The organism is Allosphingosinicella sp., assembly GCF_036403745.1.
Lineage (GTDB): Bacteria > Pseudomonadota > Alphaproteobacteria > Sphingomonadales > Sphingomonadaceae > Allosphingosinicella.
In genome coordinates, this window is the sequence record NZ_DASWQI010000012.1 from 24695 (window position 1) to 36937 (window position 12243).

Annotated in this window: 9 protein-coding genes and 2 tRNA genes; 3 read left to right on the plus strand and 8 right to left on the minus strand. The window is 68.5% G+C overall.

Going from position 1 to position 12243, the window contains the following annotated elements; all coding sequences use genetic code 11:
• Positions 1–101: 101 nt before the first annotated feature.
• Positions 102–1490 (plus strand): M20/M25/M40 family metallo-hydrolase, encoded by a 1389-nt coding sequence (locus VGC56_RS01975; protein WP_464122884.1) that lies wholly within the window; start codon positions 102–104, stop codon positions 1488–1490.
• On the opposite strand, the gene VGC56_RS01980 is transcribed toward VGC56_RS01975, so the two are convergent.
• The 8 genes from VGC56_RS01980 to VGC56_RS02015 all read right to left on the minus strand — a co-directional run bounded on the left by VGC56_RS01980 (position 1484) and on the right by VGC56_RS02015 (position 8312).
• Positions 1484–1717, minus strand: a complete 234-nt coding sequence (locus tag VGC56_RS01980; RefSeq protein ID WP_464122885.1) for a hypothetical protein — start codon at positions 1715–1717, stop codon at positions 1484–1486. The genes VGC56_RS01975 and VGC56_RS01980 overlap by 7 nt on opposite strands.
• Positions 1717–2286, minus strand: coding sequence for a hypothetical protein (locus VGC56_RS01985; RefSeq protein WP_464122886.1), 570 nt, complete (start codon positions 2284–2286; stop codon positions 1717–1719). The genes VGC56_RS01980 and VGC56_RS01985 overlap by 1 nt, the downstream gene beginning before the upstream one ends.
• A 125-nt stretch (positions 2287–2411) precedes the next feature.
• The gene (locus VGC56_RS01990) at positions 2412–3284 is read right to left on the minus strand and encodes a hypothetical protein (RefSeq protein ID WP_464122887.1); all 873 of its coding nucleotides are present in this window, start codon (positions 3282–3284) and stop codon (positions 2412–2414) included.
• Between the two features lie 294 nt (positions 3285–3578).
• Positions 3579–3655, minus strand: a tRNA-Pro gene (locus VGC56_RS01995).
• Between the two features lie 213 nt (positions 3656–3868).
• Positions 3869–3943, minus strand: a tRNA-Ile gene (locus VGC56_RS02000).
• A gap of 54 nt (positions 3944–3997) precedes the next feature.
• Positions 3998–5671 carry a sensor histidine kinase gene (locus tag VGC56_RS02005; RefSeq protein WP_464122888.1) on the minus strand — a complete coding sequence of 558 codons (1674 nt, stop codon included), beginning with the start codon at positions 5669–5671 and terminating at the stop codon, positions 3998–4000.
• 149 nt (positions 5672–5820) lie between these two features.
• A complete protein-coding gene (locus VGC56_RS02010) occupies positions 5821–7056 on the minus strand; it encodes a hypothetical protein (protein ID WP_464122889.1) in 1236 nt (411 codons plus the stop codon).
• Positions 7057–7091: 35 nt separating this feature from the next.
• The gene (locus VGC56_RS02015) at positions 7092–8312 is read right to left on the minus strand and encodes a hypothetical protein (protein WP_464122890.1); all 1221 of its coding nucleotides are present in this window, start codon (positions 8310–8312) and stop codon (positions 7092–7094) included.
• Positions 8313–8511: 199 nt separating this feature from the next.
• Here VGC56_RS02015 and yaaA point away from each other — a divergent pair, with 199 nt between their 5' ends.
• Both yaaA and gyrA read left to right on the plus strand, forming a co-directional pair.
• On the plus strand, positions 8512–9270 hold the full coding sequence (gene yaaA, locus VGC56_RS02020) for a peroxide stress protein YaaA (protein ID WP_464122891.1): 759 nt from the start codon (positions 8512–8514) through the stop codon (positions 9268–9270).
• A 149-nt stretch (positions 9271–9419) separates the two neighbouring features.
• The gene (gyrA, locus tag VGC56_RS02025; RefSeq protein ID WP_464122892.1) at positions 9420–12152 is read left to right on the plus strand and encodes a DNA gyrase subunit A; all 2733 of its coding nucleotides are present in this window, start codon (positions 9420–9422) and stop codon (positions 12150–12152) included.
• Positions 12153–12243: the final 91 nt, after the last annotated feature.

Here is a 12243-nt window from a genome sequence, read left to right on the forward strand (position 1 = left end):
CGCCTGTCTCCGGAAAATGCTGGATTGGAAAGTGTGACCGTTACCTAGTGTGCGGGGGCGGGATTGGCAAACCCGCGGGGCGACCCTAAGCCCCTCCCCCTATGAAAAAGATGTTCGACCGCCTCGCCCTCTCGCTCCTTCCCCTCCCCCTTCTGATGGCCGCGGCACCGCCTTCGTACCCCGAGAAGCTGCGGGACGAGACGCTGGCCGGCGATGCCGTGGCGTGGGACATCGTCGAGGACCTGACCACCGAGATCGGCCCCCGCCTCGCCGGCACCGAGGCGGAAGCGCGGGCGCGGCAATGGGCGGTGAAGCGGTTGAAGGCCCTGGGCTTCCACAACGTCCATATCGAGGACGCGACGATGGCGACCTGGGTGCGTGGCGCCGAGACGGCGGAGATCGTCTCCCCCTTCCCGCAGCCTATCGTGGTCACGGCGCTCGGGGGCAGCGGCGCAACCCCTCCCGAGGGGGTGACGGCGCAGGTGGTCGGCTTCGACAGCATCGATGCGCTGCGCGCGGCGCCGGCCGAGGCGGTGCGCGGCAAGATCGTCTTCGTCAGCCACGCCATGCAGCCCAACCAGGACGGCTCGGGCTACGGCTATTATGGCGCCGTCCGACGCTCCGCCCCCGCCGTCGGCACGCAGAAGGGCGCGGTGGCGGTGATCATCCGCTCGCTCGGCACCGACTATCACCGTAACCCCCATACCGGCCTCACCAGCTGGAACGGCGTCGCGCCCATCGCCGCCGGGGCTCTGCCGATCCCCGATGCCGAGAACCTCGAGCGGATGCTGAAGCGCTCGCGCAACGTCACCATGCACATCACTCTCACCCCGCGCTTCGTCGGCAACACGGCAACGGGCAACGTCATCGCCGACGTGCCCGGCACCGATCCGGACGCAGGCATGATCCTCGTCGGCGGCCACCTGGACAGCTGGGACCTCGGCACCGGCGCGATCGACGACGCGTCGGGCGTCGCCATCGTCACGGCGGCTGCGAAGAAGATCATGGAAGCCGGTCGCCCGCGCCGCACCATCCGCGTGATCTGGTTCGGCGACGAGGAAACGGGCGGCGCCGGCAGCCGCGCCTATTTCGCCACGCACAAGACGGACAATGTCGTCTTCGTCGGCGAATCGGATTTCGGCGCCGACCGCGTCTGGCGCTACGTCTCGGGCTTCGCGCCCGCCAACAAGCCGCTCGACGACCGCATCGCCGCCGCCCTCTTCCCGCTCGGGATCAACCGCGACAAGGGGGAGGTCGAGGCGGGCGCGGACCTCGGCGCGTGGATCCACGCCGGCTCCCCCGGCGCCGACCTCGGGCAGGACGGCACGCGCTATTTCGACTATCACCACACGCCCGACGACACGCTCGACAAGGTCGATCCGAAGCAGCTGCGGCAGAATGTCGCGGCGTGGACGGCGATGCTGAGCCTCGTCGCCAACGCGCCCGAGAAGATCGAAAAGCTCCCGCCGCGGCCCGAGCGGCGTCAGTAAGCCGGGCCGACCCGGCGGAGGGCGTCCCCCTCCACCTCGAAGATCCAGTCCCACCACCCGTCGACGGGTTCTTCGCCGCGGCCAACGACGGTTATCCCCTCGCCGAAGTGCGAGAGCGTGTAGCCGGGCGGTGCGGGGAGGAAGCGGCGCGTCGCGTCAGCGGCAAAAGCGGTGAGACCGCCGGGCTCCAGCACCCACTCGGTGCCCTCGGCGTCCTTGCGCCGCATCAGCGGATGGGGCGGATGGCGACGAGCTTGAGGTGGCGGCTGCGCTCGGCCGGCGGCACCTTCATCTCGAACTGCGATCCGCCGCCCGGCAAATAGCCGGCCTGCGCGTCGATCTGCGGTCCGACCGTGCCGGTGTCGGCGGCGAGCGGCTCGACGATCTCGAACGTCGCGACGCGGTCGATCGACGGCTTCCACGCCACCTTCACCGCCAGCCGCTGGCGCACATAACGGACGTCAGGAATGCGGTCGAACGTCCCGAACGCGCCGGGGCGCTCCGGCGGCTGCCCCGGCGAGAGCGCCATCTCGAAGCGCAGGCCCGCGGGCAGCGTGACCAGCTCGACCTGGTGCCATTCCGGCCACGCCGATTGCTGCTGCAGCAGTCTTTGGTAGGCGGCGTCGGCCTCGCCCTCGTCATGGTAGCGCCAGCGATTGTCGTTCCACCACGCCGTTCGGGCGGACGCTGGGGCCGCGACTTGGGTGGCCGCGGTCTGCGGAGGCGGCGCAGCGCTCTGGGCGCAGGCGGAAAGGGCGAGGAGGATGAGCAGCCATGGCCGGCATATGTCAGGCATCACTGTTCCCCCACCCTCGTCGGCAGAAGCTTAGCGCGGCAGGACGCCCTCGGCCATGTATCATTGGGATAGAGATGCGGGGCCGGGACGCGAAAGCGCCCCGGCCCCCGCGCGCGATCAGGACCTCACGGCCTCGTCGTTGGAGCACTGGCACTCGATACCATCGCGGTACCCTTCACCGAGAAGTCGTAGATCCGAGCGGTACCGTTGGCACCGCTGAAAACAAACGCGTACTCTCCGCTTTCGAGGGGCTGCGGAACGGTAACTTTGAATATTCCATTCCCCTGCTCTTCCGTATCTACCTTGAGAGCACTCTTTGGGTTGATGCCCTTGCGGTACGACATGATGGACCCGCCGTAAGCAGACATTTTACCCATGTCCAACTCGCGTGTGTCACCCTTCAGGTGAAATCTCACGAGCGTGAATTCAGATGGCGATTGCGCCGCGACAGAGTTTTCCTGTCCAAAATCGCTCACCGTCGTGTCTGACGGATTAAAGTAGAAGTAGAAAACCGGCGCTGGGGCCATAACAGGTATATGGCTCTCTGTTCCAGTCAACGTCAGCTTGGCCACAAGCGGAAAGAGTATGCTCCCATTGCCAGAAGTGCGGACCCCACTCGATTTGGACGGCCTAAGTTTTTGTAGACCAGAGGTTGGCGACCAGCTCTGCATAACGTAAATGCCTGGAGAGTGCCTGACTTTCGGGTTCGGGGAGAAATCGTCGCCAGCGACTCCTTTGACTCCCGCCAGCGTGGCACATCTCCGCACCATCGCCGAAATTACGCCTTCAGATAGACCAGCCCTCTTGAGAGCAATAATGCCATCCGTCGAAACGTCATAGCCACAAGGCTCACTGTTTATCTTGTCGATAATCACCTGCTCGCTCAGCCCCGCCTTGGCTAAGTTCAACACTGTTGCATTATCCATAACCTCGGCCGATGCGACGGTCGCGAACAGCAGTGCGGCAGCGCACGCGAGACTTGTTCCAAATTTCACCACGACTTCCCCCTAATTTAGCTCTTAAATACGCCCCCTAGAACGTGCTCAGGCTCAGTTCCCAAGCCAACGGCACAGGCGACTCCGGCTAAGTGAAGCTCTCAAACCCGTCCGAGTGGTACGCCCGTCGCAGGGATGATGTTTCACTGCCTGGAAACCACTGTCAAGCCTGTGAAAGATACCAAAATGGCTGTGTTGGCGCTCTGTCGGGAGGAGCACGGCTTCGCACGTCCCGCTTCAGAGCCTGACTACTACCGACGCCAAATCTCTGGCTCACCAGCCGCAAATTCATAAGGATGGTCGGGGAGACAGGATTCGAACCTGCGACCCTCTGCTCCCAAAGCAGATGCGCTACCAGGCTGCGCTACTCCCCGGCACCGCGCGCACGACGAACAGCTTCAGCTGTTCGCGAGACGCGCAAGCCCGGCCGGCGCACACCGTGCGACCGACGGCGTGGCTTTGCCACGCCGCTGGCCCCTGTGGCAAGGCGTCGCGGCAAAGCCGCGCCGTCGACCCTCACTTTCGTGAGGCCGGCCGCACTTGGCGAGCGTGCGAAACAGCGAGGCTGTTTCGTCTCGTCGCCTGCGTGGTGGGCCCGGAGGGACTCGAACCCCCAACCTAGCCGTTATGAGCGGCCGGCTCTACCATTGAGCTACAGGCCCGCACCCGTCGCCTGCTGCGGCGATAGCCGAGCGGCGGCGCGGGTTGCAAGGCGCTCAGGCGCCCTGCCCGCTCGATAGCTCCGCCGGCTCGAGCGGCGGCAGATAGAGGAAGAAGCGGGCGCCGCCGATGCGCAGGGCGCCGCCCACGGCCTCGGCGAGGTTGCGCACCAGCCGCAGCGCGAAGCCGAGGCCGAGCGACGGCGCGCCGGGCCAGTCGCCGTCCGGGCTGTAGCCGGGGTCGAGCAGAGCGCCCTCGTCCAGGCCGTCGATTGCGCGCGGCCGGTCGATGGAGAGGCAGAGCATCTTCTTCCCGCCCTCCTGCTCGAGCGTCATGCTGGCGCCGATCGTCTCCCCTTCCCCGGCAAGGCCGATCGTCGCCGCGAGCATGCGCGCGAACATCCGTTCCGCCGCGCTGAGTTCGACCTGGGCCTGCGGGAGGTCGCGTGCGATCTCGACGGCGATGCGGCTGCCGCGCTGGGCCGCGACCCGCTCATAGGCGTCGTGCAGCCGGCACAGGAGCGCGACGGCGTCGGTCGCGCTCTCGGTGAACTGGAGGCGGCTCGTCTCCATGCGCGCCGCGGTGTCCAAGTCATCGACCGCCGAGAGGAGACCACGCGCCTGCTCGATGATCTCGGCGGCGCGGGTGCGGTACGGGGCGGCGGCGGGGCCCATATACTGGCCGTCGATCATCTCGGCGAAACCGATGATGGCGTTGAGCGGCGTCCTGAGCTCGTGGATCAGCTGGCGCAGCGAATCGGGGGGAAGGTCGGTGCCGAACAGCCCCGTGCCCTGCGGCGCGCGCGCCGGCCCTGGCGGCGCCACCTCGTCGACGCGCGGGCGCCGGGCGCTGCCGCGATAGCCGAGGAAGCTTCCTTGTCCGGGATCGAAGAACGGGACGCCGGAGATGCGCCAGTCGCCGGACGCGGCGCCCGTCCCGGGGACGCTGAAGCGGGCGTCGCGGAACGGGGCCCGCTTCTCGAAGGCGCCGGCCGCCTGGCCGTCCACGCCGAATTGCCCGCGCTCGGCGATCGAGGCGATGCTCTCGCCGATGAGCGGCCCGCGCGGGGCGCCTTCCACCCAGAGGATCGTCCCGTCGGGCCCCGTCTCCCACTGGAAGGCCTCGACCGGCACGCCGGGTGCGATGGGCGGCGGCGGCGCCGAAGAATCGCGCTGGCGGCGGAAATTCTCGATGCGCTGGACGAGCTCGCGGATCTGCGTCTCGCTGCGCTCGGCCGCCGGGCTGGCGGCGGGCGCTGAAACGCTGCCCGAAAGCGTGAAATCCGTGGTGCCGAATGCCCCGAGCGCCTCGACGGCCTCTGCGGGCAGGTCGCGGCGGTGGCGCAGGATGCCGCGCGCGGTCGGCCCGAGGCGGGGGACCAGCGCGCGCCAGTCGCCGGGCGAGAGGCGCACCGAAGCGAGCGCCGCGCCGGCGACGGGGGGGACGTCGTCCGCAAAGAAGGCGGCGATGGCGGGCGTGACGCGGCGCCCGGCGAGCGAGGCGCCGGCATCGCGCCGGAGGGCGACGGGCACCTCGCTGCGGTGCGCAGCGAGCCACGCGACCGCGTCGTCCGCCGCTTCGCTGTCGCGGCCGGGCTGGGCGAGGAGGTCGACGAGCTGGCGCCACTTGGCGGCGAGCGCCGAACCGTTCGGCTCGGGCTGGGCCAGCACTGTCGCGATCATGTCGTCGAAGCGCAAAGCCAGATCCTCGCGGGCGAAACGCGGCCGCACCGGCGGGCCGCAGGCGCAATCGTTAACGCGCCTCCGGGGGTGGTGGAAGGCCGCAAAACGCCCCGTCGCAATTTGGGACGCGGCGGCTACGAAAAAGGGACGGCGGGTAAAGCCCGTCGTCCCCTTTTTTGGCCAAAATCCAGTCCGATTTAGCCGCGCATCGCGAGCCACGTCATCCATAGGCCCGCCAGCGACGCGCGCGGACCGGTCACTGCCCGGAAAGCAGCCTCTGCCCCCGCACGGTCATGTGCCATGGCCAGCGCCTCGCCGAGGCGCAGGTTGGCGAAGCCGGGATCGACACCACCCTTCTGCAGCGCCACGCGGAACAGGTCCGCGGCCTTGGCGTAATCGCCATAGCCGTAATAAGCGTTGCCGGTGTTGAGGGCGAGCGTGCCGGTGGCGGCGGCACGCGCCTTCGCCTCGTCGCCGCCAAGCGATGCGCGGTCGGCCGCAATCTTCGGGCTATTCGCGTTGTAGATTTGCGCACCGTCGGTGGCGCCGAGGAGGCCCGCCCGGCGGCCGGCGTCGATGGCGCCCTTGGCTTCGCCCGGCAGCCCCGCCTGGTCGGCAAGACTGGCAAGATAGATATACTCGCTCTTGCCCGCCGTACCGCTTGCCGCGGACAGGCGCAGCAGGTCGAGATCGGCGTTGCTCGGCATCGTGCCCGACGCGCGATAGAGGACGATCGCATTCTTGAAATTGTCGGGTGTCGGGTAGGCCTTCACCAGCGCCGCATCGATCTCGGAGACGGCGGCATTGTTGCGGCTGTTATAGGCGATCGACAGCGCGCTCTTATACCAGCTCTCGGGCGCCGGCTTACCGGCCGCGTTGCTGAGCTGGATCGCCCGCTGAAGCAAAACCAGCGCCTCCGCATCCTTCTTGAGCTCGATCTTGGCGCGGGCGAGGTTGACAATGTTGTCGAGGTCGTTGGGGTTCGCCGCGACGATCGGCGTCAGCGTCGCCTCGGTCACGGCCCAGTTGCCGGAATTGGCTGCGACGATGCTCATATTGTGGTTGATCGCCTGCACCTCCGCGGCGTCCGCCCCGCCGCTCGCGAGCACCGCCTGATAGGCTGCCAGCCGCGCCGCGGTGTCGTTGGCCTGCTCGGCATGCTGCAGGGTCAGCTTGGCGACGATATATTTGTCGTCGGTGGTCTTCGCCACCGCCTGCGCCGCGGCGAGCGCGGCCGGATAGGCGGTCTCATCCTTGGCGGTGACTGCCTTCTGGAGGTCGCTGAGGGGCTTCTTCGCCTCGGGGCTGATATTGTATTTGCGGCCCGGCGCCTCCGCCTCCTTGGCGGGCTTGGGCGCGGCGGCGGCCGGCGCGACGGCAAGCGTTCCGGCAACGAGAGCGGCGGCGAGCGCCGCGGCGGAAACGAGCTTCATCCTATTTTCTCCTGGCAAATATTCGTTCTCGAAAATCAGGCGCCGCGCGCCGCATAGGCCAGCCACAAGGCGGCGAGATCGGCGCGGGGCCCAGTGACCGCCTGCAGTGCAGAGCCGGCCTCGGCGCGATTGCCGGCGAGCGCGAGGGCGATGCCGAGGCGCAGATTGGCGGTGGCCGCATCCGGCGCCCCGTTCTGGGCCGCGCTGCGATAGGCCGCCGCCGCCGCGGCATAGTCGCCGAAGCTCAGCAGATGGTCGCCCGCCTCCATCGCCGCCGCACCGCTCTTGGCGGACGCGGTGCGAAGCGCGGGCAGTCTGGCGCGGTCGAGGGCGGCGAGCCGCGTCGCGTTGGCGATCGCTTCCTTGTAGGTCGCCTTGAGCGGGTCGACCATGCGCGCCGCAACACCTTCGGCGAGTACGGCCTTGGCTTCGGCGGGAAGTCCGGCCGCGGTGAAGACTTGCGCCGCGTCGAGAAAGTCGCGTTCGCCGGCCAACGCCTTGGTCGCCCGCAGCAGCCGCACGGCGTCCACGGTGGCGGCGGGGTCGGGCTTGGCCATGTCGCGGTAGACGAAGACGGCGTCGCGCCAGTTCTCCGGGGTCGGATAGGCGGAGACCAATTGCGTCGACAGACGGATCGCCTGCGGCTGCTGCTGCGCCGAAACCGCGATCTCGATGCCGCGCTTGTACCAGCTCTCGACGGCTGGCTGCCCCGTGGCGGCGCGCATCTGGATGGCGCGGTCGATGAGGGCGAGCGCCTCGACATTCTTGCGCAGGCTGAATTTGACCTGCGCCAAAGCGAGCGCGGTGTCGGCGCTCGGCGCGAGCTCGAGCGCGCGGGTGAACGCCCTTTCCGCCGGCTCGCGCTCGCCGGCATAGACGGCGAGGGTGCCGCGCAGCGCGTAGAGCTGGCCGAGCTCCATCTGGCTGGTGCGGCCGTTGGCGATCAGCGCGTCGATCGTCGAGGTCTGGAGCGGGAGGTTGTTGGTCTCGCGGGCATATTGGAACTGAAGATTGGTGAGGTAGTAGCGGCCGTCCTCGCTGTGCACCGCGCCCTGCGCCGCCGACAGCGCGGTCGCCGCCGCACCGTAGTCGCGCGCTGTAAGCGCCGCCTGCAGCGCGGCAAGGGCGCTGCGCTCCTCCCGCGGCAAATGCGCGGTCGCCGCGCTGGGCGTCTGCGCCGCGGCCGGAGCGGCGGCAAACATGCCCCCGGCAAGGCCGAAAGCGAGCATGAAGCTCATGCCGGAAACCGAACGCATCCACTCCTCCAGTTTCGCGGGCGCGAGGAACGCGGCGCCCTCCCATGCGAAAGGCCGCCGTCTAGCGCCAAACGCAGCCGCTTTCTAGGGCGCGGGCGGTGAACGGCGCTTGAACTGGGCTCGGGCAAAAAGCGGCCCGAAGCCAAGGCCTTAGCCGGAGCCGTTTGACCGGCCGCGAGCCGCTGCGCTAGGCGCGGCCATGCTCGCCATCGTCTCCCCTGCCAAGACCCTCGACTACGCCTCCCCCCTCCCGCCGCTGCCCGTCACGGCACCGGCCTTTGGCGAGGAGGCGAGCAAGCTCGCGGCCGCGGCGGCGAAGCTCGGTCCGCGCAAGCTCTCGGGGCTGATGCACATCTCCGACAAGCTCGCCGCTCTCAACGCAGGCCGCTTCCGCGGCTTCGACGCGGCGGAGGAACGCCCCGCCCTCTACGCCTTCGCCGGCGACGTCTATGCCGGCTTCGAGGTGAAGAGCCTCGACGAAGAGGCCGTGCTGTTCGCCCAGGATCACCTGCGCATCCTCTCCGGCCTCTACGGCCTGCTCCGCCCGCTCGACGCCATCCGCCCCTACCGGCTCGAAATGGGCACGCGCTGGGCGCCGGGCCGAAAGAAGGACCTCTACGCTTATTGGGGCGATCGCCTCGCGGCCCAGCTCGCGGACGACGCCGAGGCCAGCGGAAGCGCCGTCATCGTCAACCTCGCCAGCAAGGAATATTGGCGCGCCGTCGAAGGCCGCCTCCCCCCTTCCCTCCCGGTCATCGAGATCGACTTTCGCGAAGAGGGCCCCGAAGGCCTCCGCTTCAACACCTTCGCCGCCAAGCGCGCCCGCGGCATGATGGCCCGCCACATCTGCGAGCACCGCCTCTCCGACCCCGAGGCGCTCAAAGCCTTCGACAGCGACGGTTATCGCTACGATCCGAAGGCTTCCGAACCCCAACGCTGGCGATTCTCGAGATCGTGACTATCTAGGGCTCTCACGCGCGCGTACGCGTACGTGCGTGTGGGCGCGTATGTGCGCGCGGGGCTGGTGCGGTCGGTCCGCATCCGCTACGGTCTCGCCACACAAACCAGTCGCCGCTTCGGCGCCGCACCATCTGACAGGAACCCCCATTGGCCAGCGTACCGCCGACCATCGAAAACGCCGATATCTCGCCCGTCTCCATCGTCGACGAGATGAAGACCTCCTACCTCGACTACGCGATGTCGGTGATCGTCGCGCGCGCCCTTCCGGACGTTCGCGACGGGTTGAAGCCGGTCCACCGCCGTATCCTCTACGGCGCCTACGAGGCGGGCTTCGTCGCCGGCCGCCCCTATCGCAAGTCCGCCCGCCTCGTCGGCGACGTCATGGGTAAATACCACCCCCACGGCGATTCCTCGATCTACGACGCGCTCGCGCGGATGACCCAGGACTGGTCGATGCGCGTGCCGCTGATCGACGGCCAAGGCAATTTCGGCTCGATGGACCCCGACCGGCCGGCGGCGATGCGCTACACCGAGGCCCGCCTCGCCCGCGTCGCCAACGCGCTTCTCGACGATATCGACAAGGACACGGTCGACTTCACGCCGAATTACGACGCCTCGGAGAGCGAGCCGCAGGTCCTTCCCGCCCGCTTCCCCAACATTCTCGTGAACGGCGCCGGCGGCATCGCCGTCGGCATGGCGACCAACATCCCCCCGCATAACCTCGGCGAGGTGCTGGCCGCCTGCAAGGCGTACATGGACAATCCCGGGATCACGATCGAGGAGCTGATCGAGATCGTCCCCGGCCCCGACTTCCCGACCGGTCCGCTGATCCTCGGCCAAGCCGGCATCCGCAGCGCCTATCACACGGGCCGCGGCTCGATCATGATGCGCTCGCGCCACATCGTCGAGACGCCGCGCGGCGACCGGCAGCAGATCGTCCTCACCGCAATACCCTATCAGATCGGCAAGAACGGCCTGGTCGAAAGGATCGCCGAAGCCGCCAAGGACAAGCGCATCGAGGGCGTCGCCGACATTCGCGACGAAAGCTCGCGCGAGGGCGTGCGCGTCGTCATCGAACTGAAGCGCGACGCGACGCCCGAAGTGGTGCTGAACCAGCTGTGGCGGCACACGCCGGCGCAGTCGAGCTTCCCGGCCAACATGCTGGCCATCCGCGGCGGACGGCCCGAGACGCTCAACCTCAGGGAGATCATCGAGGCCTTCGTCCGCTTCCGGGAGGAAGTGATCACCCGCCGCTCGAAGTTCGAGCTCGCCAAGGCCCGCGACCGCGCCCACATCCTGCTCGGCCTCGTCATCGCCGTCACCAATCTGGACGAGGTGGTGCGGATGATCCGCGGCTCCGCCTCCCCGGCCGAGGCGCGCGCAGCCCTGGTTTCGCGCGAATGGCCTATCGCCGAGATCGCCCCGTACATCGCGCTGGTCGAAGCGGTCGAGCAGGAGGTGAGCGGCGACACCTACCGGCTCTCCGACACCCAGGTCCGCGCCATCCTCGAGCTGCGCCTCCACCGCCTGACCGCCCTCGGCCGCGACGAGATCGGCGGCGAGCTGCGCGAGCTCGCCTCCTCGATCGGCGAATTGCTCGAGATCCTCGGCAACCGCGTCCGCCTCTACGAGGTGATGCGCGAGGAGTTCGACGCCGTCGGCGCCCAGTTCGCCACCCCGCGCGTCACCGACATCGCCCCCGCCGCCGACGGCATCGACGACGAGGATCTGATCGAGCGCGAGGACATGGTCGTGACGGTGACCCACACCGGCTACATCAAGCGCACGCCGCTCGAGACCTTCCGCGCCCAGCGCCGCGGCGGCAAGGGCCGCGCCGGCATGACGACGAAGGACGAGGATGCCGTTACCAACCTGTTCGTCACCTCGACCCACACGCCCGTCCTGTTCTTTTCCACCGCCGGCAAGGTCTACCGCCTCAAGGTCTGGCGCCTCCCCGAAGGCGCGCCGCAGACCAAGGGCCGGCCGATGATCAACCTCCTGCCGCTTGCGGAGGGCGAGACGATCTCCACCGTCCTCCCCTTGCCCGAGGACGAGGCGGAGTGGGCCAAGCTCCACATCCTGTTCGCGACCGCCCACGGCACGGTGCGCCGCAACTCGATGGACGCCTTCACCAACGTCCCGACCGCAGGCAAGATTGCGATGCGCTTCGGCAATGACGAGGAGGGCGATCCGACCGACCGCCTGATCGGCGTCTCGCTCCTCACCGAGGAGGACGACGTGCTGCTGGCCACGAAGCAGGGCCGCGCCGTCCGCTTCGCCGCCACCGACGTGCGCGAATTCCAGTCGCGCACTTCGGCCGGCGTCCGCGGCATCCGCCTGCGGGACGGCGACGAGGTTATCTCCCTCTCCATCCTCAAGGGCTTCGCCGCCTCCACCGACGAACGCGACGCGTACCTGCGCGCCGCACCGTGGAAGGAGAATGAGAACGCGCCGACCCTGCCGCCCGAGCGCATCGCCGAATTCGCGGCGGCCGAGGAGTTCATCCTTACCGTCACCGAGAACGGCTACGGCAAGCGCACCTCGGCGTTCGAATATCGCCGCACCAACCGCGGCGGCCAGGGCATCACCAACATCGAGACCTCGGCCCGCAACGGCTGCGTGGTGGCGAGCTTCCCGGCGCATAACGGCCAGCAGCTGATGCTGGTCACCGACCAGGCGAAGCTGATCCGCACCACCGTCGGCGACATCCGCATTGCGGGGCGCAACACCCAGGGCGTCACCCTCTTCAAGGTCGCCGACAACGAGCACGTCGTCTCGGCCGCCCGCATCGAGGAGAGCGAGGACGAAGCCGAAGCGGTGGTCGACGTCGAAGATCAGACGCTGAGTGCCAGCGACGCGGTAATTGGCGGCGAGGACTAATCCTGTCTCCCCATCCTGGCGGATGGGGAGACAGAAGGGCGCTGAGCGGCGCTGCGTCGAACCCGGACGCGGTCAAATCACGCTTGCGGCG